This window comes from Streptomyces sp. NPDC050504, from assembly GCF_044458065.1.
Taxonomy (GTDB): Bacteria; Actinomycetota; Actinomycetes; order Streptomycetales; family Streptomycetaceae; genus Streptomyces.
On record NZ_JBITHO010000002.1, the window covers coordinates 874,041 to 899,721 of the forward strand.

The window sequence follows — 25,681 nt, forward strand, 5'->3', positions numbered from 1 at the left end:
GGGAACCGGCCGTCAGAACTCGTCGGGTTCGGCCGTGCGGCTCAGGTACGGCATCAGCCGCCGCGCCAGCTCGTCGCGCGTGCGGCCCGTCAGGCCCGCGGCCCCGGTCAGGTAGATCGCGTTGAGGAGCTGGTCGGTGGCCAGCTCACCCTCGTCGCCCCGGCGCAGGAACTGGTCGACCAGGCTCTGCCCGTACGCGTCGAGGCCGCCCAGGTGCGCCCGTACGATCTCCGCCAGGTGCGCGGGCTGCGGCTGGCGCAGCTGGAGCGTGACGCAGCGCCGCAGGAACGCGGGCGGGAACTCCCGCTCGCCGTTGCTGGTCAGCACCACGAACGGGAAGGCGCGGCAGCGCACCCGCCCCTTGTGCACGGTCACCCGCTCGTCCTGGCCCGCGATCATCACCTGGGCGTCGGTGGCGCCGCGCACCAGCTCGGGGATCTCGTACTCGCCCTCCTCCAGGACGTGCAGCAGGTCGTTGGGCAGGTCCAGGTCGCTCTTGTCGATCTCGTCGATGAGCAGTACGCGCGGCCGTTCGTACGGCAGCAGCGCCGTGCCCAGCGGGCCGAGCCGCAGGTGGTCCTGGACGTCGCCGCCGACCCTGCCCCGCCCGCCGTCGCGGCTCGCCGCGTACAGCCGCGACAGCGGGTCGTAGCGGTAGAGGCCGTCCTGGAGCGTGGTGCGGCTGGTGATGTTCCAGCGCAGCAGCGGGCCGAGCCGCAACTCCCGCGCCACGGCGTGCGGCAGGGACGACTTGCCGCTGCCGGGCGGGCCCGTCACCAGCAGCGGGCGGCGCAGGTACAGCGCCGCGTTCACCAGCTGCACGACCTCGTCGGTCGCCTGGTACGTGGTGGCGCGGTGCACCCGGTCCGGTGGCGCGGCCACCGGCCCGGTGGGCGGCGGCAGCACGGGGGAGCCGTCGAACGCGCGCCACGGCGGGGGCGGCGGCAGCCGCTCGATGCGGTCGTGGGGCTCGTCGGTGCCGGTGTAGACGGGCCACAGCGGTGACGTCTCGGTGCTCATCTCTCCTCTTCGGTCGGTCCTCGGGCGTTCGGCCGGTACCCGGCGGCCCCGTCCGTACGGGGCCGCTCAGCTGGTCGGGGGTCTGCGGTACCCGGTCGTCTCGGGGAACCAGCGCGGGTCCTCCCACAGCAGCGTCAGGTCCCGCGCCCAGTGCGCGGCCTCTCCCGAGGCCTCCGCGTCGGCCGCCTCCTCGCGCAACCGCAGGACGGCGTCCGGGAGTTCGGCGGCGGGCGTGCCCTCGATGCGCCGCGCCAGCTCCCGCAGGAACTCGTCACCGGGGCACGGGGCGTCGGCCGCGTGGTCGCCCCGGCAGCCGGTGCGCGACCACAGCAGCGCGGGGGAGGGGGCGTTGAGCCCGGCCTCCAGGAGCCTGCGGGCGGCGCCCGCCCTGGGCGGGCCGGGGAAGCCGGCCAGCTCGCAGCCCCTGCGGAGCCTGCCGAGCAGCGGCTGGGACCTGGTGTCGCCGCAGGCCACGGCGCGCAGTTCGAGCCCGGCGGGCTGCCGGTCGATGAGCTGCCACTTCTCCTTGAGCCTGCGTTGCAGCGCGCCGTCGCGCCGCCGCTCCAGGTCCATCACCACCACGGGCGAGAACAGCCCGATGGGCGAGGTGTCGCCCTTGGCGCGCGGCCAGCGGTCGACGGGCTCGTTGAGCCAGGCGCGGGGCAGCACGAAGGCGATCAGGTCCCGGCCGTCCTGCGCCAGCTCCCAGTACGCGTCGCCGATCCACTCCCGCACCCGGGGCTTCACGCACCGCTTGGGCAGCTTGCCGGTGCCCACCACCCGACGGCCCCGGTCGTGGCAGGCGGAGACCTCCACGAGGTAGACGCCCCGGTCGGCGCCGCTGTGGTCGATCTCCACGAGGATCGGCGACCACGGGCGTACGGCCCCGGCGGCCGCGCCCCCCGGGGTCCCGTCGCCCGCGGTCCCGTTCCCCGCGGTCCCGTTACCCCCGGTCCCGTCCCCCGCGGTCCGGCCGGTCGTGCTCCGCCGCGCCCCGCCGTCGCGCCCGCCCGTGCGTCCGCGCGCCCAGGACCGCAGGCCGAGCCGCAGCTCCGGGTCGGCGACGTGCGCGGCGAGCCGCTCGGCGAACCGCGCCGCCGGGTCGGCGTCCGGCCCGGCCGAGACCTCCGAGAGCAGGAACCACAGCGCGTCCCACAGCGTCCGGAAGCCGCCGGGCGGCGGCTCGGGCGCCAGCCCGCCCGCCGCGTGCGCGTACAGCTCGTCGGCCCGGCACTCGGCGTGCCCGTACTCCTCGACGCGGGCCACCAGCTCCCGCAGCTCCGTCTTCTCCGCCCGCTCGTACCCCGGCGTCGGCACGAGGTCGGCCAGCGGCGGCCAGTAGCGCACCAGCACCTGCACCGGCAGCATCCGCCCGGTGCGCACCCCGGGGTCGGCCGCGATGGACGTCACCATCCCGGCGACCAGGCCGGTCCCCTCTATCACCGCGGCCGAGCCGCTGAAGCCCTCGGCGAGCGGCTGCCCGTGCCCGCTGACCGCCTCCAGGTGCACCCACTCGTCGGCGATCAACTGACCTGCGAACGGGCGGTACTTGGCGAGGGCCCCCTCGTCGAACCCCACCGGGAAGCCGTACGCCACCAGGTCGCGCCCCGCCCGCGCGTAGGCGTCGCCAGGATCGGCGAACCGCGCGGCGGGCACCCCGCTCACCGGTGCGTCCAGTTCCAGCACGGCCACGTCGCCGGGGTCGGTCTCCCGCTGCCAGGTGCCGCGCGCGACGACCCGGGCGGACAGCGGCTCGGGGCGCCCGGAGTTGGCCAGCGCGACGGTCGCGCCGTCGTCGTACCGCACCACGTGCGCACAGGTCAGCACGTGCCGCTCGGACACCAGGAAACCGGCCCCCACCTCGGGGCCGCACTCGACGCGCACGTGCCAGGCGGGACCGGCGGAGCCGCCGGGGTGGCCGGGGCGGCCCGGGGTGCCGGTCCGGCCGGACGAGCCGCTGGTCACTGCCCGGCGGTCCCGGACGTTCCCGTGGCCGCGGCCGTCCCCGTACTGACGGGCGCCGCCGCACCGGCGGGCGTCCCCGTGCCCCCGGCCGCGCCCGCGGGAGCGCCCGTGGACGCTCCCGGGTCCTCAGCGGCCGTCGGCGCCGAATTCCCCGGCGCCCAGGCCAGCTTGACCGTCAGGTGTCCGCCCACCGAGCTCTTCGCGATCACCGCGCCCGCCTCGGCCGTCAGCTGCACGCCGAACTCGATCTCCACCGAGTCGGGCCGCAGGCTGCCGTCCCGGAACACCGCGAGCGCGGCGGACGCCGCAGATCTGACGCTCTCCAGCGCCCCCTCGAAGGTCTCCGTCGCGCGCGTCACGCCCTGCCCGTTGCGCGACACCGGGCGCGAACCCGTCGTACGGCTCTCGGCGACCGCCACGGTCACCGTCGAGCCGTCGGTCATCGTGTACTCGACCATCTGATCCACAACGTCCCCCGTGCGCTGCCCCATTGAACCGTCCGCCGACCTGTCCGCGGAGGCTGACATTCTCCCCGATGGCCCCGCGCCCTGTCAGTCCACCGGTGGATTCCGTCGCCGCACGATCCCGCGCGCGATGCCCAGCTCCACCAAGTCCTGCGGCCTGATCTTCAGTTGGTCCGCCGTGGCCTCGACGTCCGCGGGGCCCCGCTTGAGGATCGCGGCCGCCAGCTCGGGGGCGATGACCGAGTAGTAACTGTCCGCCGTCACCCAGGTGTTGTCCGGCGAGGTGAGCGCGAGCGCGCCGCCCGAACCGCCCTCGCCGACCACCAGCGTCGTCACCGGCACCCGCGCGGCGGCCACCGCGGCGAAGGCGTCCGCGATGGCCGCGCCCTGCCCCGCCCGCTCGGCGTCCGCGCCGTTGGCGGCGCCCGGGGTGTCGACCAGGGTCAGCACGGGGATGCCGAGGCGGTCGGCGAGCCGGATCGTGCGGGCCGCCGTGCGGTAGCCGGCGGGCAGGGTCGCGGTGCCGCACTGCGCCACGTACGCGTACGCCAGGCCGCCCCGCAGGCCGAGCCCGCAGCGCGTCCCCGGGTCGCGGCCGCCGCCGCAGCGGTCGCCGCTCAGCTCCACGCGGTACGTGAAGTACGCGTCCAGGTAGGCGTCCGCGCGGGGCCGCTCCGGGTCGCGCGCCCGGCGCACCGCTTCCCAGCCGGTGGCGGGCGGTTCCGCGTCGGACAGCGCGTCGGGGACCGGGGCGGGCCGGAAGGAGTGGGCGCGGGAGAGCGCGAGCACCCAGTGCGTCAGCGTCTCGCGCAGCGCGTCGGGGGACACGACCGCGTCGACCTGCCCGGCCTCGTACTGCCCCTCGGCGGTGTACGCGGCCGGGTCGGCGCCCGCGGGCCGCACCCGTGACCCGGCGAACGCGACCTGCGCGCCGGGCAGCGCCAGGATCACGTCCGCGCCCGCGCCGAGCGTGGCCCAGCCGCCGCCCGTCGTCGGGTCGCGCACCACCGCGACCTGGGCCACGCCCGCGTCGCGCAGCAGCACGGACTCCTTGGCGACGCGCTGTAGTTGGGTCAGCGCGACCATGCCCTCCTGCATCCGGCTGCCGCCCGTGGCGACGAGCGAGACCAGCGGGAAGCCGTGCGCGCGGGCCAGCCGGTGGGCGCCGACGACGCGGTCGCCCGTGCGGCGGCCGAGCGAGCCGCCGAGGTAGCCGAACTCGAAGGACAGGACGACGCAGGTGACCTCGCCGATCGTGCCGAGCCCGTAGACCACGGACTCCTCCTCGCCCGTGCGCGCGGCCGCGCGGGCGCGGGACTCGGCGTAGCCCGCCCAGTCCAGTGGTCCTTCGCCGGTCGTGACGCGTTCGGCGGGGTCGTGCTCGTGGAACTCCTCCGTCACGGCGGCGATCGCCTCGCGGGCGGACGTGCGGCCGTGGCGGGTCGGGCTGCTGTCGACTGGCCGCTCAGCCATGGGGCAGCGCCCGCTTCATGATCTTGCCCATGTCGTTGCGGGGGAGGACGTCGAGGTAGCGGACCGTGCGGGGGCGCTTGTGCGGGGCGAGCTGGGCGGCGACGTGGTCGGCCAACTCGTCGGCGGCGGGCGGCCTTCGGGCGTCCGCGGGCACCACCCAGGCGACGATCCGCTCGCCGAGGTCGGGGTCGGGCTCACCGGTCACGGCCGCCTCGCGGACCCCGGGGTGGTCCAGGAGCGCGTTCTCGATCTCGCCCGCGCCGATCTTGTAGCCGCCGCTCTTGATCAGGTCGGTGGCCTTGCGGCCCACGATGCGGACGTGCCCGCCGGGGGAGAGCGTCGCCATGTCGCCCGTGCGGAACCAGTCCCCGTCGAAGGCGGCCGCGGTCGCGTCGGGGCGGTTGAGGTACTCGGTGAAGAGGTGCGCGCCCTTCACCTGGATCTCCCCGACCGTCTCGCCGTCCCGCGCGGTGATCTCCGTGCCGTCCTCGTCGACGAGCCGCAGTCCGACGCCGCGCAGCGGCACGCCCACCGAGCCGGGGAGCGGGTCGTGCTCCGGGCGCACGCTCGTGTTCATGAGCGTCTCGGTCATCCCGTACCGCTCGACGACGCGGCGGCCGGTCGCCGCGGTGATGCGCTCGTGGTCGTGGAGGGGCAGGGCGGCGGAGCCGGAGACGAGGAGGCGGGCGGAGCGCAGGGCCTGGGCGAGGCCCTGGTCCGCATCGCCCAGGGCCTCGGCGATGCGGTGGTACATCGTCGGCACGCCGAACAGCATCGTGGCGCCGTCGGACAGCTCGCGGGCCACGCCGGCCACGGAGAACCGGCCCAGGTGGCGGACCGCCCCGCCGCGCCGCAGCGGGCCGAGCACGCCCAGGACCAGGCCGTGGACGTGGAACAGCGGCAGTGCGTGCACGAGGACGTCGTCCCCGGTCCAGCCCCACGCCTCCGCCAGCGCGTCGAGCGTGACGGCGACGGCGCGCCGGGGGAGGACGACGCCCTTGGGAGGGCCGGTGGTGCCGGAGGTGTAGACGATGAAGGCGGGGGTCTCGGGGGAGGGCTCGGGAGGAAGCGGCACGCGCTCCCCCGCGTCCGTCGGCACGTCGACGCGGGGGAGGGCGGCGAGTGCTTCGGGGAGTACGTCCCCGGGGGCGGCGAGCACCGCGGCGGGGGCGCTGTCGGCCAGGATGTGCGCGAGTTCGCGCGCGCCGGTCCTGGGGTTGAGCGGTACGGCGGGCACGCCCGCGAGGAGCGCGGCGACCGCGCCGACGGCGGTCTCCAGGGAGGGCGTCGCCCAGATCGCGACGCGCCCGCCGGGCGGGAGGCGGTGCGCGATGCCGCCCGCGGCGGCGGCCAGTTCGGCGTAGGAGAGGGAGCGCTCGCCGAACCGTACGGCTTCGTCGGCGGAGCCGTCCTGGACCAGGGGAAAGAGTGGCGTCGTCACGCCAGCACAGTAGGCGGTGGGGGGTGGGCGTGGGGCCGCGGAGAGGGGTGTCGGTGGTCACCCGCGCGCCTCCGGGGGCGCGGCGAACCGCGCGAGCGGCCCGCCCCCCCCGGGGCGACGGCGCCCCGACAGGGCCGCCCCCTACCCCGCCCGCAGCGTCCGCATGCGGACGTAGGCGTACACGCACCCCGCCAGCGCCAGGTCCGACAGCAGCATGAAGCCGATCGAGTACGAATCCTTCGCGCTGTAGATCGCCCCCATCACCAGCGGCGGTACGAAGCCCCCCAGTCCCCCCACCGCCCCCACGATCCCCGTCACGCTCCCCACCTGCGGCTGCGGCGTCACCTGCGCGACCAGCGCGAAGACGCTGCCGCTCGCCGTGCCGAGCCCCGCCGCCATGAGCAGGAGCGACACCGTGCCGACGGGGGCGAGCGACGGGTCGAAGGCCTGGACGACCGCGAACAGGGCGACGGCCGCCAGCGCCCCCGCGGTGACCACCGCCGGGTGCACCCGGTCGGACAACCACCCGCCGAAGGGCCGGAAGACGACCGTGACCAGGGCGAACCCCGCCGCCTTGGTGCCCGCGTCGGTGGGATCGAGCTCGTACCAGGTCTTGAGGTACGTCGGGAGGTAGACCCCGAAGGCGACGATCCCGCCGAACCCGATCGCGTACAGCGCGGACAGCTCCCACGTCACCCGCAGCCGCCCGGCCCGCCCGAGCCGCGTGCCGAGGGAGTCCGTCGGGACGGCCCTGCCGGGCCGGTCCGAGACCAGGAACACGGCCGCCACCGCGTACACCGCGAGCGCGATCGCGACCACCGTGAACGGCAGGTTCTCGCCGTGCTCCGCCATGCGCGGCGTGAAGTACCCGGAGAGCGCGACACCGCCCATGCCCATGCCGAAGACCCCGATCGCCGAGCCGCGCCTGGCGGGCGGGAACCAGGAGTTGACCAGCGGGACGCCGATCGCGAAGGTCGTGCCGCCGAGGCCGAGGAGGAACCCCACCGCCAGCATCAGCCCGTACGAGTCGCGCGCCGGGATCAGCAGCAGGACCGGCACGATGGTGAGCGCCGACACCAGCGGGAACATCTTCTTCGCGCCGTACTTGTCGGTGAGCGCGCCCACCGGGATGCGGCCCAGCGACCCCACGATCACCGGGACCGCGACCAGCAGCGACTGCTGGAAGGACGACAGGCCCAGGCGTTCCTTGTAGTCGCTGCCCAGCGGCGCGATCAGGGACCACGCCCAGAAGGTCAGCGCGAAGCCGACCGTCGCCGTCACGAGGTTGCGGTACGCGGCGGCCGGGGGCTTCTCCTGCTGCGGTTTCTCGGGGGCTTCCACGGCACCAGTCAAGGAGGCGCGGGCCCGCGCGGCCCGGTGGACTGCTCCGAACGGGGGAACCTCCGGCGAGGGGGCTACGGAAGCGGCAGCGGGCTACGGAAGCGGCAGCGCGATCTTCACCGCGTACACCGCCACCAGTCCGTACCCCACGCGGAACGTCCACGCCCGCGCCGTCGCCGAGATCCGCGCCCCGGCGAACGAACTGGCCGCGACCAGCAGCTGCTGCCACAGCAGCGACGCCGCGAAGACCGCCGCGACGAATACCGTCCCCTGGACGCCGCCGCTGAGGGCGGAGCCCTGGGCCGTGGTCAGCGCCGCGAAGTACAGCGCGGTGGTGGGGTTGATCAGCGTCAGCGCGGCGAACCTGGTGAACGTCCGCACCGCCCCCGCGCCGCCGCCCGAATCCGGCGGCGGGGCCTGCGTCCCGTGCCGCGCCGCCCACAGGCCGCGGCCCGCGATCGTCAGCAGCACGCCCGCCGAGACCAGCCGCACCCACGCCTCGACCCCGGAGAGCGCGGCGGCGACGAGCGGGCCGAGCGCGGTCGCCACGGCCGCGTACGCCATGTCGACCGTCGCGACGGCGGCCGCGGCGGCGACGGCGCCGCGCCGGTCGCGCATGCCCTCCTGGATCAGCAGCACGCCCATCGCCCCGATGGGTACGGCCACGCCCAGGCCGGCCGCCGCGCCCGCGAGGCCGGTCGTCCACAACTCGCTCATGGCGCACCACTGTGGGGCCAGGCGGCCCCGCCCCGCGAGCGAATTATTCGGCCGGTACGGAGGTCTCCCCTGCGCCCTTCCCGACGGTCCCGCCACCGTCCCTCCCGGCGGCCGGTCGCGCCGCCGACGTCCACTCCACCGTCGTGCCGCGCTCCCCGTCGTCCCGCGTCCCGTCGTCGGTCACCGTCAGCCGCACGGGCCCCTCGCCGGACGCCGACACCGCCACGTCCACCGCCGAGATCCCCGGCCGCCGGTGCGCCGCCGCGAGCGCCCTGCGCAGCTCCGCGAGCAGCGCCGCCGCGTCCGGCTCGCCCACCAGCGCGTCCACCGCACCCGTGAAGTGCACCGAGGGACGGAAGCCCAGGAGCGCGGCGGCGCCCGCCGTCTCCTTGAGCACCCGGCCCCGGAACGTGGTGGGCGCGTCGGCGGGCGGCTGCTGGAGCGCGAAGATCGCGGTCCGCACCTCCTGGATGGTGGCGTCCAGCTCGTCGACGGCCCGCGCGATCAGCCCGTCGGCCTCGGGCACCAGCGCCCTGCGCCGGGTGGACTCCAGCATCATCTCGGTGGCGAACAGCCGCTGGACCACCAGGTCGTGCAGATCGCGGGCGATGCGGTCGCGGTCCTCGTACACCGCCAGCTGCTCCCGGTCGTGCTGGGCGTCGGCGAGCACCAGCGCGAGGGCCGCCTGCGAGGCGAACTGCGAGGCGAGCAGCCGGTCCACGGCGCTGTACGGCGGCGCGCCGCGCCGCCGGGGGAGGGCCAGCGTGCCGATCAGCCTGCCGCCGCTCTGCAACGGCAGCATCATGCTGGGCCCGAAGCGGCTGCGCACGTGCGTGGTCATCCGGGGGTCGGTCGCCGAGTCCTCGATGAACACCGGCTCCCCGCCCAGGAGTTGGACCAGCACGGGCGAGCCGGGCTCGATCGTGGTGCCGACCAGGCCCGCCGGGTCCTCCAGCGTCGAGGCCGCGACGATCTCCATCCCGCCCTCGTCGGTCGGCTGGAGCACCACGCCGGCCGCCGCGTCCGCCAGCGACCTGGCCCGCTCGGCGACGGTCATCAGCGCGTCCGCCGCGCTCTCGCCGGTGAGCAGCGCGGTGGTGACGGCCGCCGCGCCCTCGATCCACCGCTCCCGTCTGCGGGCCGTGTCGTAGAGCCGGGCGTTGCCGATGGCGATGCCCGCCTGCGAGGCGAGGACCCGCAGCACCGCCGTGTCGTCGTCGGTGAAGGGGCCGTCCGCCTTCCCGGCCAGGTAGAGGTTGCCGAAGACCTCGGTGTGCACCTGGATCGGCACCCCGAGGAAGGAGCGCACGGGAGGGTGGCCGGGCGGCAGTCCCGCCGCGCGCGGATCGGCGTCCACGTCGTCGATCCGCAGCGTTCCGGATTCCCTGACGAGCAGCCCGAGGGGTCCGAGGGGCCCGAGCGGCCCGCCGCGGCCGTCGGGGACCCGGTCGATCCGCTCCCGCTCGGCCTCGGTGAGCCCGTCGGTGACGAACTCGGTGAGCCCGCCGCGCTCGGGGTCGAGCACGCCGAGCGCGGCGTAGCGGGCGCCGGACAGGTCGCGCGCGGAGGTGACGATGTGCTGGAGCGTGGTGCGCAGCTCCAGGTCGGTGCCGACGCCGAGGACGGCTTCGAGCAGCATCGGCAGCTTCTGCGCGGAGGGGTCGGCGGAAGGAGCGGAGGAGCCGGGGGAAGCGGGAGCGGACGGATCGGGGGAAGCGGACGGATCGGGGGACTGCGGGGATGGGGTCCGGGGCGGGAGCGCGGCGTCCGGCATCCGGGTCAGCCCGCGAGCGGGTCGAGCACCATCGGTTCGATCTTGCCCTCCAGCATCGCGCCGAGCCCGAGGATCGCGCAGACGTCGGGCCGCTCCGCGATGTGCACCGGCATGCCCGTCGCCTCGCGCAGCATCTGGTCCAGGCCGGGCAGCAGCGCGCTCCCGCCGACCATCATGATCCCGCGGTCCGCGAGGTCGGCGACCAGGTCGGGCGGGCAGTCCCGGAGCACCTTGCCGATGCCGTCCAGGACGGCGGTGAGCGGGGTGTGGATGGCCTCCCGTACGGCCGCGGTGTCCACGTGGACGGAGCGGGCGAGCCCGGTCGCCACGTCGCGTCCGTGGATCTCGGTCGACTCGGGCCCCTGGGGGGTCAGCCCGTTGCTGCTGAGCGCCAGTTGCAGCGGGCGCACGGACTGGCTGGGCAGCATCAGCTCGTGCTGGTGGCGCAGGTGCTGGATGACCGCGTGGTCGATGGCGTCGCCGCCGACCGGGATCCGCTGGGCGGTGACGATCGCGCCCAGCGAGAGGACGGCGACCTGGGTGGTGGCGGCGCCGCACACCATGATCATGGTGGCGGTCGGCTGCTCGACGGGCAGCCCGCAGCCGACGGCGGCGGCGATCAGCGTGTCGACCAGCTCGACGCGGCGGGCCCCGAGGCCGACCAGGGTTTCGACGGTGGCGCGCTGGGCGAGCGGATCGCTGTCGTGCGGGGTCGCGGCGGCGGCCCGCAGCCGGGGCTTGCGGCGCAGCTGGCGGCGGAGCTTCTCGCCGAGGAGCTGGCGGAGCATGCGCTGGGCCATCTCGATGTCGACGACGGTGCCGCCGGAGACGGGGCGCACGACCCGGATGTAGTCGGGGGTGCGGCCGGTCATCTGCTCGGCGAAGGCGCCCACGGCGATCAGGGCGCCGGTCCTGGTGTTCACCGCGGCGACGCTCGGCTCGTCCACGACGAGCCCCGCCCCCTTGACGTACACCCTGGTCCTCGCGGCCCCGAGGTCGACGGCGACATGGCAACGGCGCAACTGCTCAAGACTCACGGTCATGATCGCATCGTGCGTCCGCCGGGGGCGCGGCGCGCGCTGGGCTGAGCCGTCGGGGGGTACGCCCCTGACGGGCCGCCAGATCGGACGGGGGGTCAGGGGCGGGTCAGGGGCCCCGGTGGTCGAGCGCGGTGCGCTGGAGGAGGCCCCAGGTGAACTCGGCCGCGCAGCGCCGCCCGTCGGGGAGCGCGAACGCGAGCCCCCAGCGGGTGGGGGCGGTGCCTTCCAGGGGGCGTACGGGGGCGAAGGCGCGGGCCACCTCGTCGACCGTGCAGGACCAGGGCGCGAGGTCGTCCGCACAGGTCAGCCGGGGTGCGGGGGCGCCGGGGGCGCGGACGAGCCACTCGTTCCAGACGGCGCCGCCCGGCGCGGCCACGACCTCGAAGCGTAGGTCGGGCCAGAGGGGTACGGGCCACTGGTGCGCCTCGCACACCAGGTCGCCCACCTGGCGCCGGGCGGTGGCCTCGGGGGCGCCGAGGACCGCGCGGTACCGGGAGAGGCCGCCGCGCCCGCCACGACCGCCGGGTCCGTGGGACGCGGCCTGCCAGCGCCGGTTGGCGTCGCGCTGCTCGGTGAGGGACGCGCCCAGGGCGCGGCGGGCGTCGGCGACGAGGTCGGGCTGGTGGTCGGCCATGCGGCGGAGGAGGACGAGCTGGAACTCCCGGGGGCCGAGGGGGCGCTGCGCGCTGCTCATGCGGCCAATCATGGCGGGTCGGGCTCCCGCTGCGCCGGGGCGGGGCACACGCGCGACGCGAATGCGCCACCCCGCCCCCGGCGGGGTTTCGGGGAGGGGCGGGGTGGGGAACCGTCCCGCGCAGCGGCCCACCCACCCGCACCGCACCACCGCGCTGCACCGCATCGCACCACCGCACCACCCACCCCCACACCCCCCGCCCCATCCGCATTTACTTGACAATGTTAAATATTGATGAGCATGGTTGTTTGAGTTCATAAAGCTTTTCTAGGAGGCCCCGGCCCATGACCGACCCCACGCTCCCCCAGCTCCCCGCCACCTCCCGCGAGTGGCACCTCGTGGCCCGCCCCCACGGCTGGCCCGAGGCCGAGGACGTCGCGCTGCGCGAGGTCCCCGTCGTGGCCCCGGGCGAGGGCCGGATCCTCGTCCGCAACCTCCACTTCTCCGTGGACCCCTACATGCGCGGCCGCATGGACGAGACGAAGTCGTACATCCCCGCGTTCGCGCTGGACAGGCCGATGGAGGGCGGCGCCGTGGGCGAGGTCGTCGCGTCCCGCGCGGACGGCTTCGCGGTCGGCGACCACGTCCTGCACTTCTCCGGCTGGCGCGAGTACGCCGACGTCGACGCCGCGCAGGCCGTCAAGGTCGACGCGGACCTCGCACCGCTCTCCGCCTACCTCGGCGTCCTCGGCATGACCGGCCTGACCGCCTACGCGGGCCTCTTCGAGGTCGCCTCCTTCAAGGAGGGCGACGCGGTCTTCGTCTCCGGCGCCGCCGGCGCCGTCGGCAACCAGGTCGGCCAGATGGCCCGCATCAAGGGCGCCTCCCGCGTCATCGGCTCCGCGGGCTCCGACGAGAAGGTCAAGTACCTCGTCGACGAGCTGGGCTTCGACGCGGCGTTCAACTACAAGAACGGTCCCGTCCACGAGCAGCTGGCCGCCGCCGCCCCCGACGGCATCGACGTCTACTTCGACAACGTCGGCGGCGACCACCTCGAAGCCGCGATCGGCGCCCTCAAGGTCCACGGCCGCGTCACCGTCTGCGGGATGATCTCCGGCTACAACGACACCGAGCCGCACCCGGGCCCGCGCAACATGCCGATGATCATCGGCAAGCGGCTCCGCCTCCAGGGCATCCTCGTCGGCGACCACTACGACCTCCAGGGCCGCTTCGTCCAGGAGGTCGGCTCCTGGCTGGCGTCGGGCGAGCTGAAGTACCGCGAGACCGTGGTCGAGGGCATCGAGAACGGCTACGACGCCTTCCTCGGCATGCTCCGCGGCGAGAACACCGGCAAGATGGTCGTTTCCACGATCCGATAAGCTTTTTCCATTCTCACTTCTCAGGAGGGTCACGCCACCATGCCCATCCAGCAGTCCGACGTCCTCTACACCGCCGTCGCCACCGCCGAGAACGGCCGTGACGGCCGCGTCTCCACCGACGACGGCCAGCTCGACGTCGTCGTCAACCCGCCGAAGGCCATGGGCGGCTCCGGCGCGGGCACCAACCCCGAGCAGCTCTTCGCCGCCGGGTACAGCGCCTGCTTCCAGGGCGCGCTCGGCGTCGTCGCCCGCGAGGCGAAGGCCGACATCTCCGGCTCGACGGTCACCGCCGAGGTCGGCATCGGCAAGAACGACGACGGCTTCGGCATCATCGTCAAGATCTCCGTGAGCATCCCCAACGCGGACGCCGCGACCGCGCGCGACCTCGTGGCGAAGGCCCACCAGGTCTGCCCGTACTCCAAGGCGACCCGCGGCAACATCACGGTCGACCTCGCGGTCGCCTGACCGGTCGCCTGACCGGTCGCCCGTGCTGGACGGACACGTCCAGCACGGGCAACCCCGCCCGCTACCGCAGCAGCGCCCGCGCGACCTGCGCGAACAGGCCCTTCGGGTGGTCCCGGAACAGCGGTTCCGTGCCGAACAGGGCGACCGGCGCACCGGACTTCGCCGCCCCGCTCACCACCGACGCCCGGCCCGCCGCGTCGGCGGGGCCCCCGGCCCCGCCCTCGCCCGCGCGCCAGTGCCCGGAGACCAGCGGAGCACCGGCCCCGTACCGCTGCTCGGCCCGCACCCCCGCGCCCAACCCGGTGAACCACAGCGGCGCGTAGACGAACGAGTGCCTCGGGGCCCCGCCCGTGATCGCGCTGCCCGGCGCGTTGACCACCCGTACGACACCGTTCGCGGAGTCCGTCCCCGCCACGGCCTTCGCCGCCACGAGCCCGGCCGCCGCGTTGAACGCCGCGCCGTCCGCGCCGAGCCCGACGAACGCGTGGCCCGCGCCGACGAACCGGTCCACGCCCTTCTTCGCCGCCGCGTTCAGCCGCCCGTACTCCAGACCCCCGGAGACGTACAGCGCATCGGCCCTCGACCAGTCGAAGGAACCGGAGTTGAGCGTCGCCGTCGACACCGGCAGCACCTCGAAGCCCATCTCCCGCAGCGCGAACGCCTCGCCCGCGCTCGCCGCCGCCGCGATCCGGGTGCGGGCCAGCGCCGCGCCGCCCTTCTCGCGGGTCGCCGAGAACGCCACCCCGAGCCGGTCCGCCAGGACCCCCGCGGCCTTCCGCGCCGAGCCCGGCACCAGTGCCGAACCGTCCGCCGCCCCGCGCACCCGCACGCCCTGCCCGAGGAGCGAGTTGAGGGCCGCGACCTCCTTCGGGTCGTCCAGCCGCAGCTTCAGGTCACCGTGCGGCGCGACGTACCCGGTCGGCGCCGCCGCGTGCACCGGGCGCCCGGAGACGTACGGGTTCCCGCCCTTCACGCCCACCACGGTCGCGCCCCACAGACGGCCGAGGCTCCAGCCCGAGATGTCGTACATCGCGGAGACGTCCGCGCTGATGTCCCGCCCGTCCGCGAGCATCACGTTGGCGATGCCGCGCTTGGGCTGGCGCATGTCCACCACGTACGAGCCCGCCGGGTACGCCCGCCCGCCCGCGCGCACCGGCTTCACCGCCCGCAGCACCTTCACGTCATTGGCGATCAGGTGGTCCACCAGCCGCGCCGCCGCCGTCGCCGAACGCTGGCCGCGCCCCGCCGGAATGACGTAGGCGCGCGGGAACTCGGTCGTGTAGACGTCCTCGGGACCGATGCCCGGCACCCCGGGCACCGTCTCGTCCGACACCGGCCGCTGCGCCTCGCCCGCCGCACCGCGCCGGAACGTCTCGATCTGGTCGGCGATCACCGAAGCGCGGTGCCGGTGCGTGTAGTCGAGCGTCGCGCGCATCGCCGCGCCCGCGATCCGCGTGTTGATCACGGAACGGCGGCGCAGCTCGGCGACCGGCAGGGTGTCGTACTCCTCGTTGTTCACCGCCATCGGGAACTCGATGGTGTGCGCGGCGACCGCGCCCTGGAACGGCATGTACTGCGGGGTGAAGATCGGCGGCCAGTCGTCCCAGCCCTCCTGCTGGTCGCGGAAGGGGATGACGGCAGGCTCCACGCCGTCCTCCTTCGGCGTGTAGCCGAGGCCGTTGACGGCCTTCTCCATGCCGAGCGCGTTGGCGTAGGAGTTCTTCAGGAAGAGGTCGTACTCGTAGTTCTCGCCGTGCGGCGGGGTCGTCGGCTCGATCAGCGTGCCGTTCACGTACCCGTGCAGGTCGAGCATCGTCGCGGGCTGCTTGTCGATGGCGATGCGCCGGATCGCGCGGGCCTCGGGCTGGGACGCGGTGATGAAGTCCCGGTTGAGGTCGAAGCCGTTGCCGTTGGCGCGGGTGCCCGCGATGCGCCCGTCGGGGTTGGCGGTGACGTTCAGGTAGATCCGGCTCCTGGCGAGCAGGTCCCGGGTCTTCGCGTCCTTCGCCCGCGCCAGCTCCTCGATGAGCTTCAGCGCGGCGTCGGTGCCCTCCCACTCGTTGCCGTGGATGTTGTTGTTGATGAACAGCGGCGTCTTGTACGCGGACTTGAGCGCCCGGTCCTTCGCGGCGGCGGCGGGCGCGTGCTCGATGCGCTCGCGCATCCGCTCCTGCTCGCGGGCCTCGCGCGCGCTCTCCGGCGCGGTGACGGTCACCAGGTACAGCTCGTGGCCGCCCGCCGAGCGCCCGGCGACCTCCACGCTGACCCGGTCGCCCAGCTTCTGCAGCGCGTTGAGGCGCGGGGCTATGGAGTGGTACGGCACGAGGCCGAGCTTTATCGACTTGTCGGCAGTGTTGACGGGCGGCGCCTTGAGGGCGGTGCGGCGCGGATAGCCGCTGGTGTTGTCCAGCGGCGCGGCGTCCCGCCCCGCGGCCCCCGACAGCCGGGCGGCGGCCGGGGCCCCGGCGGGCGGCTGCGGTACGGCGAGCGCGGAGACCCCGTCGCGCCCGGCCCCCTCCCTGACCGGCCCGGACGCCGGACCGGGCCCGGGGCGGGCGCCTGCGGACGGCACGAGGAGGGCGGTGCCCGCGAGCGCGGCGGTGGCGATCAGTACGGACCTGGGTATGCGTGTGCCCATGCGGTGGACCCCCGGTGGAGTGTGGACGTGATCAATAGGCAGGGGTCTACCCGCTGAACTCGCCCGCAACAAGAGTGCGTTCGTCTCACCTCGACAACCCCGGGGGCGGTCCCGCCCTTTTCGCGCTCTAGCATGGCCCCATGCGTGATCTTGGAGTGGGCTTCGGGCACCTGATGAAGGGCCAGCGGTGGATCGCGGGCCACGGCCGGTGGTTCCGGCTGGGTCTCCTCCCGGGGCTGATCACCTTCGTCCTGTACGCCGGTGCCCTCGTCGGCCTCGCGTACGGCGCCGACGACTTCGTGGCCTGGGCGACGCCGTTCGCCGACGACTGGTCGTCGCTGTGGGAGGGGCTGCTGCGCAAGACCCTCACGGTGCTGGTCTTCCTGCTCGGCCTCTTCCTGGCCGTGGTCACCTTCACGGCCGTGACGCTCCTGGTCGGCCAGCCCTTCTACGAGTCGCTGTCGGAGGCCGTGGACCGCGAGGAGGGCGGCGACGTGCCCACCTCAGGGCTGCCGCTCTGGCGCGACCTGTGGATCTCGGCCCGCGACAGCCTGCGGGTCGTGGTGCGGGTCGCGCTCTGGGGCGCGCTGCTGTTCGGGCTCGGCTTCGTGCCGGTGCTCGGGCAGACCGTCGTGCCGGTGCTCGGCTTCTGCGTGTCCGGCTTCTTCCTGGCGGAGGAGCTGACGGCGGTGGCGCTCCAGCGCAGGGGCGTGGAGCTGCGGGAGCGGCTGCGGCTGCTGAAGGGGCGGCGGCTGCGGACCCTGGGCTTCGGCGTCCCCCTGGCGCTGGCCTTCCTGGTGCCGTTCGTGGCGGTGTTCCTGATGCCGGGGGCGGTGGCGGGGGCGACCCTCATGGCACGGGAGATCGACGAGGAGCGGGCTGCGCCCGCGAAGACCCTCTGACGGGGGGCGCCCGTTGCCCGGGGGCGGCGGGCCCGCCAGGGGAGTGCGGACCTGCGGCCCGGTGGTGGCTTGCGCGAGGGCGGGGCAGATGCCGCACGTCCCCACCCACCGCGAGCAGGCTCGCCACCCGCGTCCCCGCCCGCCCCGCGCAGCAAAACCCCCTCCGCTACCAGTGCGACGGGCGCGAAACGTCCCCCGGGAGCCGGGTCTCCGCATCCCCCCGCGCCGCCGACACCTGCGACTGCGTCAAGAACAGGCACCCCGAGAAATCCGCCCCCCGGACATCCGCGTCACGGAAATCCGCCCCGATCACATCGGCCAACCGCAGGTCCGCCCCCCGCAGGTCCGCCGCGATCAGATAGGCGCCCCGCAGGTCCGCCCCCCGCAGGTCCGCCCCGCGCAGCTTCGCGCCGAAGAGGTTCGCCCCGCGCCGGTTCTTCTTCCTGCCGGGCTTCGCCTCCGCCCGCACCAACTCGCTCGCCCGCAGCAGCAGCACGTTCACCTTCTGCCGCTGCGCCGCCACGTCCAGCCGCAGCAGTTCCCCGGCCGGCCGCAGGGCCAGCGCCTCCGTCTCGTCGAGCAGCGCCCGCAGCTCCGCGTGGACGGGCGCGGCCGCCGCCCGGCCCAGGGCCTGGGTCACGTACCAGAGCAGCTCGTGGAGCTGCCGCATCACCGGCAGCAGCGCGAACATCTCGTCCCGCTCCTCGGGGTGCTCCCGCCAGTTGCGCCCCGCGAACGTGGTCCCCGAGATCCGCTGCCCGGCGCCGAAGCAGTCGTACACCGTGCACCCCTGGAAGCCCTCGGACCGCAGCTTCGTGTGGACGGAACAGCGGAAGTCCTCCCGCAGGTTCGCGCAGGGCTCCCCGGCCGCCTTGTCGACCGCGAAGTCGGTCGACGCGGTGAAGGCGAGCGCGACGCAGCACAGCCCGAAGCAGTTCGCGCAGTCGGCGCGCAGGACGTCGGTGTCGGACATGGCGGAGGGCTCCAGAGGTGCGGGCGGTACGGGCCGTACGGGCAGCACGGGCGGGACGCATCGTAGGTGAGGCGCCTCATCCGGGACCAACCGGTCGAGACCCGCCCAGCCGCCCCGCACCCACCGGCAGCAATTTCCCGTACCCCTTGATCGACGCGGCGCCTTCCCCCAGCATCGGCCCATGACCGAAGTCCTCGCCGTCGCAGTGATCACGATCCTCGCCGTCATCAGCCCCGGTGCCGACTTCGCGATGGTCGTGCGCAACAGCTACCTCTACGGGCGTACGACGGGCCTGTTCGGCGCCGCCGGAGTCGCCGCGGGCGTGCTGGTGCACGTCACCTACACCATGCTCGGCGTCGGCCTGCTGATCGCGTCGTCCACCGAGCTGTTCACCGCGATCAAGCTCGCGGGCGCCGCCTACCTCGTCTACATCGGGCTGCGCACCTTCTTCGCGCGCGCCGACCTCGCGGTCGACCTGGAGTCCAGGCCCGGCCTGTCCAACTGGGGCGCGCTGCGGACCGGTTTCCTCACCAACGCGCTCAACCCCAAGACGACGCTCTTCGTCGTGTCGACGTTCACCCAGGTGGTCGGCCCGGACACGGCGGTGTGGCAGCAGGCGGGGTACGGGCTGTTCATGTCCTTCGCGCACCTGTGCTGGTTCGGCCTGGTCGCGCTCTTCTTCTCCGACTCCCGGCTGCGCACGGCGATGCTCCGCAGGCAGAAGGCGCTGAACCGGGGAATCGGGTCGGTACTGGTCGGTCTGGGTGTCACGCTGGGCTTCGCGCGCTAGCCTGCCGCGATGACAACTCCCGTACGCACACGTCCCCGTGGCCGCACGCGCCTCTCCGCGCTCACCGGTCTGACCGGCCTCGTGGCGCTGGCCGCGCTGGCGGCGGGCACGGCGCCCGCCCAGGCGCTCGACGCCGCGCCGACCGCGCCCGTCGCGTCCGCCGCGCCCACCGTCGAGGAGCAGCGGCTCGACCGGGCGGTCCCGCAGGAGATCCTGGAGCGCGCCGGATTCGACGCGGCGGCACCGGAGTTCGCGCGCTCGCTCGCGCGGGCCGGTTCGTACCGCGCGGCCGAGCGCACGGTCGAGCGGCACGCCGAGCGGCTGTGGCGCAGGGCGGTGGACCGGGCCCAGGGCAGGGGCCCGGCGGGCGGCGACCTGAGCCGGGGCGACGACCGGCCGCTGTACTGGGCTCGGCTCGGCATGACGCGCGAACTACGTTCCTGGGAACCGGGGTTCGGCCTCTCGGACCGGCAGAGGGCGCGGCTGCTCGACCGCCTGGAGCGCTCCTCCAGGGGCCAGGACTCGATGGACTTCCGAAGCGGCAAGGGCGCGGGCAAGGGCGTCGAGCGCGTGGTCCTGACCGGCTTCGACCCCTTCACGCTGGACCGCGACATCCGGATCGGCAACCCGTCGGGCGCGACGGCGCTCGCGCTGGACGGCACGCTGGTCCGCACGGCGTCGGGCCGGTGGGCGAGGATCGAGACGGCCGTGTTCCCGGTCCGCTGGGCCGACTTCGCGGACGGCACGGTGGAGCGGGCGCTGCGCCCCGTGCTGCCGAAGGCGGACCTGGTCACGACGGTCAGCCAGGGGCGGCCGGGCCGGTTCGACATCGAGCGGTACAACGGGGCGTGGCGGGGCGGCTTCGGCGACAACGAGAACGCGTCGTCGACGGGGGTCGTGCCGGTCGCCGATCCGGCGTCGCAGCCGCAGTGGACGGCGACGACGCTGCCGTACGGGGCGATCGTGGGCGCGGCGACGGGGCGGTTCCCCGTGCGGGACAACACGGAGGTGACGGAGGTCCCGGCGGGCGGTACGGGTCCTGTGGTACGGCCCGAGGGCCCGACCCCGGGTTCGGCGGCCAGGTCCGGGGGCGGCGGCAACTACCTCTCGAACGAGATCGCCTACCGCGCGACGCTGCTGCGGGACCGGCTGGGGCTCGGCGCGCGGCTGCCCGCGGGGCACGTGCACACGCCGGTGCTGGAGTTCGGGGCGGGGAACGCGACGGAGATCGAGGACCCGGACTTCGTACGGAACCGGTCGGAGATCGTCGCCCAGGTGCGCGAGATAGTGCGCGCGGCGCTCGCGGGGTAGCGGGGCGGCGGCCCGGTGACGGGCTGGTCGCGCAGTTCCCCGCGCCCCCGACGGGGGCGCGGGGAACTGCGCGAGGGTGGGGCACACGCGCAACGCACCCACCCACCGCGAGCGGGCTCGCCACAGGCGAAAACGGCGCCCCCGGCAACGACCCGCCCCCGGGCAACGAAGCCCACCCCACCCCACCCCGCCCGTCAGCGCGCCCCCCGCAACAACCCCAGGAAATCGCGGAACGCCCCCGGCATGTCCACCCCCTCGGGATCGAGGAGCCACTGGTACTGCAACCCGTCCATCACCGCCACCAACAGCGGCGCCGCCCGCTCCACCGGCAGCCCCCCGGGCAGCCGCTCCCCGAACTCCGCCCGCAGCACCGCCCCCATCTGCCCCCGCACCTGGGCGTACCGCCCCGTGAAGAACTCCCGCGCCGGGTGCCCGTCCGTGACGCTCTCGCCGAGCAGCGCGGAGAACGTCTGGACGATCCCGGGCCGCATCGCGTTGTACTCCACGAGCGCGTCGACCAGGTCGAGCCGCCAGCTCTCCGCGGGGCCCGCGGACCCGCCCCCGGTGTCCCACCGGTCCCGCTCCGCCAGCACCGCGACGAGCAGCGCCTCCTTCGTGGGGAAGTGGTGCAGCAGCCCCTGCTGGGTGAGGCCGACGCGCTCCGCGACCGCCGCCAGCGACGCGCCCCGGTAGCCGCGCTCCGCGATGACCTCAAGGGCCGCCCGCAGGATGTCGGCGCGCCGCTCCACGCTCCTGGCCCTCGACATGCCCGCCTCCTCGCTCACGGCCCCGTACGCATGGCGCGCACGGCACGTACGCGGTACGTACGCAGCAGGACCGTACGTCACGCATCGAAGGTATCGAACGGGTAACAACACCTACCGTCTCACAGGTTTCGCGAGTAACCATGGCGTAACCCTGGTGGGCAAGGCAGGACGTCAGGACGTCGACGAGGAGGTACGGCCGTGGCCGCCCCGGAACCCCGCGCATCCGCCCCGGAACCCCGCGAACCCGCCCCGGAACCGTGCGCGTACACCGCCGCCGACCAGGCCCGCGACGCGGCGGTGGAGACCGCGCTCGGCAAGCTCGACCTCGACGCCAAGGCCCGCCTCCTGGGCGGCCGGGACATGTGGTCGCTGCCCGCGCTCCCCGAGATCGGCCTCGCCCCGCTCGTCATGTCCGACGGCCCCGTCGGCGTCCGGGGCGTGCGCTGGAGCGCCGACGACCCCTCGGTCGCCCTGCCGTCGCCCACCGCGCTCGCCGCCGCCTGGGACCCGGCCCTCGCCCGCCGCGCGGGCCGCCTCCTCGCGCAGGAGGCCCGCCGCAAGGGCGTCCACGTCCTGCTCGCGCCCACGGTCAACCTCCACCGCTCCCCGCTCGGCGGCCGCCACTTCGAGTGCTACAGCGAGGACCCGTACCTCACGGGCGAGATCGGCACGGGCTACGTCCTGGGCGTCCAGGACGGCGGCGTCGGCACCACGGTCAAGCACTTCGTCGCCAACGACGCCGAGACCGACCGCTTCACCGTCGACAACGCCGTCGAACCCCGCGCCCTGCGCGAGCTGTACCTCGCGCCCTTCGAGAAGATCGTCAAGAACGCCCGCCCCTGGGGCGTCATGGCGGCCTACAACCAGGTCAACGGCGTGACGATGACCGAGCACCACCACCTCCAGAACACCGTCCTGCGCGGCGAGTGGGGCTTCGACGGCGCGATCGTCTCCGACTGGACGGCCGCCCGCTCCACCAGGGGCGGCATCGAGGGCGGCCTGGACATCGCGATGCCGGGCCCGGCGACCGTGTACGGCGAGCCGCTGGCCGCCGCCGTCCGCGCGGGCGAGGTCGAGGAGGCCGCCGTCGACGAGGCGGTGCGCAACGTCCTGCGCCTCGCCGCCCGCGTCGGCGCCCTGGACGGCGCCCGGCCCGTCGTCTCCGACCCGCCCGCCGGGATCGACGGACCGGCCCTGGCCCGCGAGATCGCCCACCGCTCCTTCGTCCTCGTACGGAACCTGGCGCGCGGCCGGGGGCCCGTACTGCCCCTCGACCCCGCCCGCACCACCACCCTCGCCGTCAGCGGCGCCGCCGCCCGCGACGCCCGGGTGCTCGGCGGCGGCTCCGCGACCGTCTTCCCCGAGCGCGTCGTCTCCCCGCTGGAGGGCCTGACCGCCGCGCTGCCCGAAGGCGCCGTGACGTACGCCGTCGGCGCCGACCCCGAGGACGGGCTGACCCCGGCCGACCGGGGCTGGACGCTGCGCGCCGTCTGCCGCGACGCGTCGGGCGCCGTCATCGGGGAGCGCCCGCTGTCCTCGGGCCAGGTCCAGTGGATCGGCGACGACCTCCCCGAAGGCGTCACCCACGCGGCCCTGCACACCATCGAGGTCACCGGCACCCTCACCCCGCGCGAGGGCGGCGAGCACGCCTTCGGCACCCGGGGTCTCGGCGCGTTCACGCTCAAGGTGGCGGGCGGGACGGTCTGGGAAGGCGCACAGCGCCCCGGCGGCGGGGCCGACCCCTTCGAGGCGTTCTCCGGCACCCCCGCCGAGCGGGCCCGCGTCCACCTCGCCGCGGGCGAACCCGTCGAGGTCTCGCTGACCCACCCCGTGGGCGACCTCACCGCCCTCCCGCTGCCCGCCGTGATGTTCTCGCTCCTGCACCGGCCCCCGCTGCGCGACGCCGACGAACTGATCGCTCGGGCCGCCGCGGCCGCCCGCGCCGCCGACACCGCCGTCGTGGTCGTCGCCACCACCGAGCGCGTGGAGTCCGAGGGCTTCGACCGCACCGACCTGCGGCTGCCCGGCCGTCAGGACGACCTGGTCCGCGCGGTCGCCGCCGCCAACCCGAACACCGTCGTCGTGGTCAACGCCGGCTCCCCGGTCGAGCTGCCGTGGCGCGAGGAGGTCGCGGCGATCCTCCTCACCTGGTTCCCTGGCCAGGAGGGCGGCGCCGCCCTCGCCGACGTCCTGTTCGGCGCCGAGGAGCCCGGCGGACGCCTGCCCACCACCTGGCCCGGGGCCCTCGCCGACGCCCCCGTCACCGAGGTCGTCCCCACCGACGGCCGCCTCGCCTACGCGGAGGGCGTGTTCATCGGCTACCGCGCCTGGGACCGGGCGTGCGCCGTCCCCGCGTACCCCTTCGGACACGGCCTCACGTACACCTCCTGGGAGTACGAGTCCCTGGAGGCGACCCGGGACGCCGCCCGCGTCCGCGTGCGCAACACCGGCACCCGCCCCGGCCGCGAGACCGTCCAGCTCTACCTCGCGCCGGGGGAGGACGCGCGGGCCCCGGCCGGTGCCGAGCTGCCCGCCCGCCGCCTCGCGGGCTTCGCCGTCGTCGAGGCCGCGCCGGGCGAGGACGTCGAGGTGGAGATCGCCCTGGACCGCCGCGCCTTCGAGGTCTGGGACGGGACCGCGGGAGCCTGGACCGCGGTCCGGGGCGGCTACGAACTCCTGGCGGCCCGCTCGCTCGGCGACGCCCGCCTGAGCATCCCGCTGACCGTGTGACCGACCCGGTGAGCCACCGGCTCTCAGGCCGGGGGCCGGGCCGCCGTCACGTTGCGGTGCGCGATCGCCGCCAGCTCGCCCTGCCCGTCCTTGCTCGGGTGGAACCAGTCCCAGTGGCTCAGCTGGCCGTTGCCGAAGCGGTAGTCGAAGACCGCGCCGCCGTCGTACCTGCACCGCTCGTACCCGGCGCAGACCTCGCTCAGCACCTTGTTGTACGCGACCACGCGCTCCTGGACCATGGCGCGGCGGCGCTGCGCGTCCTCGCCCATGTCGTCCGCGTCCTTCAGCATCGACGCGCAGATGCCCAGCTTCCACACCTGCTTGCCCAGCGCGCTGCCCCGGCCCGTCGACCACAGCCGCATCAGGTCCGGCACGCTCGACACGTACACCTGCGTCTTCGGCGACGCGGCCCGCAGCTGGCGCAGCGCCGACTGGAACGACGCCCGGAAGTCCCCGACCGCCGTCATGCCCGAGGTCGATTCCCGGCAGGCGTCGTTGGCGCCCACCATCACCGTGACGAGCCCCGGCTTGCGCTGGGCCGCCTGCCCCATCTGCTGCGCGAGCTCCGCGACCCGCGCGCCGGTGCGCGCGAAGTTCCACACGTTGCCCGTCATGCCGTTCGCGCCGAGCAGCCGCGACGCCAGCGAGCGCACCGCCGGGTCCGTGCCGGTCGCCCAGGACACCTCGGGGCAGTCCTCCAGGACCGTGCAGGCGTCGAACCCGCGCGTGATGGAGTCGCCCACGGCGGCGAGCGAGGCCGGCGAGCGGTCCCACGCGGGGGCGCGCGGGGCCGCGGCCCCGCGCGCCTCGGGCGGCGCGCCCCGGGTCAGGCCCCCGCCGCCCGAGTCACAGCCGCTCAGCACGGCCGTACCGGCGAAAACGGTCGCGGCCGCGGCCGCGACGGCGGCGAGCTGCGGGCGGTTCGAGCGGCTCCGACGCATGCGGTGTTCCCCTCCCGGGCGTCCTGGCGAGTGAATGCTGAGCGAATCGGCGCCCCGGGACCGACAGTACGTCACACCTGTGCGGCCGCCGCACGATAGCTTTTGCCCACCACCCGGCGAATTTCGACTCCGGTAAATTACAACACGTCACATACTGTCCCTTTTCAGGAGATTAACTCCCGATGCTGTTTACTGGGGGCACGAGGCCGCTGGGGAAGGCGAAGCTCGTCCCACACTGGAGGTCCCGGTGACGACACGTGGAGTTCTCTACGTTCACTCCGCACCGCGCGCGCTCTGCCCACACATCGAATGGGCGGTGGGAGGCGTCCTCGGCGTACGGGCCCAGCTCGACTGGATCAGACAGCCGGCCGCCCCCGGCACCTGGCGGGCCGAGTTCTCCTGGCGCGCCGAGGCGGGCACCGCGTCCAAGCTCGCCTCCGCGCTGCGCGGCTGGCAGCTGCTGCGCTTCGAGGTGACCGCGGAGCCGTCCGCGACGGCCGAGGGCGAGCGCTACAGCGCCACGCCCGAGCTGGGCATCTTCCACGCGGTGACCGGCATCCACGGCGACATCCTGGTCCCCGAGGACCGGCTGCGCGCCGCGCTGGCCCGCTCCGCGCGCGGCGAGACGGTCCTGGAGGCCGAGCTGGCCAAACTGCTCGGCAAGCCCTGGGACGACGAGCTGGAGCCCTTCCGCTACGCGGGCGAGGGCGCCCCGGTCCGCTGGCTGCACCAGGTCGTCTGAATACGTACGCGAGGGGCCCCGCACCACCAGGTGCGGGGCCCCTCACGTACGTACGACCGGAATCAGACCGGAACAGCCCGGAACAGACCGGATCAGACCGAGCGGAATGCCAGGACGACGTTGTGGCCGCCGAAGCCGAACGAGTTGGCCCCTTCTTTCTGCGGTCCTCGCGTC

At 74.8% G+C, this 25,681-nt stretch carries 21 protein-coding genes; 7 read left to right on the forward strand and 14 right to left on the reverse strand.

Going from position 1 to position 25,681, the window contains the following annotated elements:
- Nucleotides 1–12: 12 nt before the first annotated feature.
- From ACIBNE_RS09700 to ACIBNE_RS09745, 10 genes are all read right to left on the reverse strand, one after another.
- Nucleotides 13–1,020, reverse strand: coding sequence for an AAA family ATPase (locus ACIBNE_RS09700; RefSeq protein WP_399270923.1), 1,008 nt, complete (start codon nucleotides 1,018–1,020; stop codon nucleotides 13–15).
- Between the two features lie 66 nt (nucleotides 1,021–1,086).
- Nucleotides 1,087–2,985, reverse strand: coding sequence for a trypsin-like peptidase domain-containing protein (locus ACIBNE_RS09705; RefSeq protein WP_399270924.1), 1,899 nt, complete (start codon nucleotides 2,983–2,985; stop codon nucleotides 1,087–1,089).
- Nucleotides 2,982–3,443: a CU044_2847 family protein gene (locus ACIBNE_RS09710; protein ID WP_399271276.1), complete on the reverse strand. Its 462-nt coding sequence runs from the start codon at nucleotides 3,441–3,443 to the stop codon at nucleotides 2,982–2,984. Before ACIBNE_RS09710 ends, ACIBNE_RS09705 begins: the two co-directional genes overlap by 4 nt.
- Nucleotides 3,444–3,536: 93 nt before the next feature.
- Complete coding sequence (locus tag ACIBNE_RS09715; RefSeq protein ID WP_399270925.1) at nucleotides 3,537–4,922, reverse strand: carboxyl transferase domain-containing protein; 1,386 nt, start codon at nucleotides 4,920–4,922, stop codon at nucleotides 3,537–3,539.
- On the reverse strand, nucleotides 4,915–6,363 hold the full coding sequence (locus ACIBNE_RS09720) for an acyl-CoA synthetase (RefSeq protein ID WP_399270926.1): 1,449 nt from the start codon (nucleotides 6,361–6,363) through the stop codon (nucleotides 4,915–4,917). Before ACIBNE_RS09720 ends, ACIBNE_RS09715 begins: the two co-directional genes overlap by 8 nt.
- Before the next feature lie 141 nt (nucleotides 6,364–6,504).
- Nucleotides 6,505–7,704 carry a nitrate/nitrite transporter gene (locus ACIBNE_RS09725; protein WP_399270927.1) on the reverse strand — a complete coding sequence of 400 codons (1,200 nt, stop codon included), beginning with the start codon at nucleotides 7,702–7,704 and terminating at the stop codon, nucleotides 6,505–6,507.
- A 93-nt stretch (nucleotides 7,705–7,797) separates the two neighbouring features.
- The gene (locus ACIBNE_RS09730; RefSeq protein WP_399270928.1) at nucleotides 7,798–8,421 is read right to left on the reverse strand and encodes a hypothetical protein; all 624 of its coding nucleotides are present in this window, start codon (nucleotides 8,419–8,421) and stop codon (nucleotides 7,798–7,800) included.
- 43 nt (nucleotides 8,422–8,464) lie between these two features.
- Nucleotides 8,465–10,060 carry a GAF domain-containing protein gene (locus ACIBNE_RS09735; RefSeq protein ID WP_399270929.1) on the reverse strand — a complete coding sequence of 532 codons (1,596 nt, stop codon included), beginning with the start codon at nucleotides 10,058–10,060 and terminating at the stop codon, nucleotides 8,465–8,467.
- Between the two features lie 140 nt (nucleotides 10,061–10,200).
- The gene (locus ACIBNE_RS09740) at nucleotides 10,201–11,238 is read right to left on the reverse strand and encodes a rod shape-determining protein (RefSeq protein WP_399270930.1); all 1,038 of its coding nucleotides are present in this window, start codon (nucleotides 11,236–11,238) and stop codon (nucleotides 10,201–10,203) included.
- Between the two features lie 103 nt (nucleotides 11,239–11,341).
- The gene (locus ACIBNE_RS09745) at nucleotides 11,342–11,929 is read right to left on the reverse strand and encodes a hypothetical protein (protein WP_399270931.1); all 588 of its coding nucleotides are present in this window, start codon (nucleotides 11,927–11,929) and stop codon (nucleotides 11,342–11,344) included.
- Nucleotides 11,930–12,213: 284 nt separating this feature from the next.
- Here ACIBNE_RS09745 and ACIBNE_RS09750 point away from each other — a divergent pair, with 284 nt between their 5' ends.
- Complete coding sequence (locus ACIBNE_RS09750; protein ID WP_399270932.1) at nucleotides 12,214–13,248, forward strand: NADP-dependent oxidoreductase; 1,035 nt, start codon at nucleotides 12,214–12,216, stop codon at nucleotides 13,246–13,248.
- A gap of 39 nt (nucleotides 13,249–13,287) precedes the next feature.
- Nucleotides 13,288–13,713: an organic hydroperoxide resistance protein gene (locus ACIBNE_RS09755; protein ID WP_399270933.1), complete on the forward strand. Its 426-nt coding sequence runs from the start codon at nucleotides 13,288–13,290 to the stop codon at nucleotides 13,711–13,713.
- Nucleotides 13,714–13,774: 61 nt separating this feature from the next.
- Here ACIBNE_RS09755 and ACIBNE_RS09760 read toward each other — a convergent pair whose 3' ends face one another.
- Complete coding sequence (locus ACIBNE_RS09760; protein WP_399270934.1) at nucleotides 13,775–16,351, reverse strand: M14 family zinc carboxypeptidase; 2,577 nt, start codon at nucleotides 16,349–16,351, stop codon at nucleotides 13,775–13,777.
- Between the two features lie 140 nt (nucleotides 16,352–16,491).
- Here ACIBNE_RS09760 and ACIBNE_RS09765 point away from each other — a divergent pair, with 140 nt between their 5' ends.
- On the forward strand, nucleotides 16,492–17,253 hold the full coding sequence (locus ACIBNE_RS09765; protein WP_399270935.1) for an EI24 domain-containing protein: 762 nt from the start codon (nucleotides 16,492–16,494) through the stop codon (nucleotides 17,251–17,253).
- 166 nt (nucleotides 17,254–17,419) lie between these two features.
- Here the strand turns inward: ACIBNE_RS09765 and ACIBNE_RS09770 are convergent, their stop codons facing one another.
- Nucleotides 17,420–18,226: a pentapeptide repeat-containing protein gene (locus tag ACIBNE_RS09770; protein ID WP_399270936.1), complete on the reverse strand. Its 807-nt coding sequence runs from the start codon at nucleotides 18,224–18,226 to the stop codon at nucleotides 17,420–17,422.
- Between the two features lie 181 nt (nucleotides 18,227–18,407).
- Between ACIBNE_RS09770 and ACIBNE_RS09775 the strand changes: the two genes are divergently transcribed.
- Both ACIBNE_RS09775 and ACIBNE_RS09780 read left to right on the forward strand, forming a co-directional pair.
- Nucleotides 18,408–19,016, forward strand: coding sequence for a LysE family transporter (locus ACIBNE_RS09775; protein WP_399270937.1), 609 nt, complete (start codon nucleotides 18,408–18,410; stop codon nucleotides 19,014–19,016).
- Nucleotides 19,017–19,025: 9 nt separating this feature from the next.
- Nucleotides 19,026–20,327 carry a pyroglutamyl peptidase gene (locus ACIBNE_RS09780; RefSeq protein WP_399270938.1) on the forward strand — a complete coding sequence of 434 codons (1,302 nt, stop codon included), beginning with the start codon at nucleotides 19,026–19,028 and terminating at the stop codon, nucleotides 20,325–20,327.
- A gap of 194 nt (nucleotides 20,328–20,521) precedes the next feature.
- Here the strand turns inward: ACIBNE_RS09780 and ACIBNE_RS09785 are convergent, their stop codons facing one another.
- Nucleotides 20,522–21,094, reverse strand: a complete 573-nt coding sequence (locus tag ACIBNE_RS09785; protein WP_399270939.1) for a TetR/AcrR family transcriptional regulator — start codon at nucleotides 21,092–21,094, stop codon at nucleotides 20,522–20,524.
- A 297-nt stretch (nucleotides 21,095–21,391) separates the two neighbouring features.
- Here ACIBNE_RS09785 and ACIBNE_RS09790 point away from each other — a divergent pair, with 297 nt between their 5' ends.
- Nucleotides 21,392–23,824: a beta-glucosidase gene (locus tag ACIBNE_RS09790; RefSeq protein WP_399271277.1), complete on the forward strand. Its 2,433-nt coding sequence runs from the start codon at nucleotides 21,392–21,394 to the stop codon at nucleotides 23,822–23,824.
- Between the two features lie 23 nt (nucleotides 23,825–23,847).
- Here ACIBNE_RS09790 and ACIBNE_RS09795 read toward each other — a convergent pair whose 3' ends face one another.
- Entirely contained in the window at nucleotides 23,848–24,765 is a 918-nt protein-coding gene (locus ACIBNE_RS09795; RefSeq protein ID WP_399270940.1) for an SGNH/GDSL hydrolase family protein, read from the reverse strand.
- 247 nt (nucleotides 24,766–25,012) lie between these two features.
- Here ACIBNE_RS09795 and ACIBNE_RS09800 point away from each other — a divergent pair, with 247 nt between their 5' ends.
- Nucleotides 25,013–25,507, forward strand: a complete 495-nt coding sequence (locus ACIBNE_RS09800; RefSeq protein ID WP_399270941.1) for a DUF3145 domain-containing protein — start codon at nucleotides 25,013–25,015, stop codon at nucleotides 25,505–25,507.
- Nucleotides 25,508–25,681: the final 174 nt, after the last annotated feature.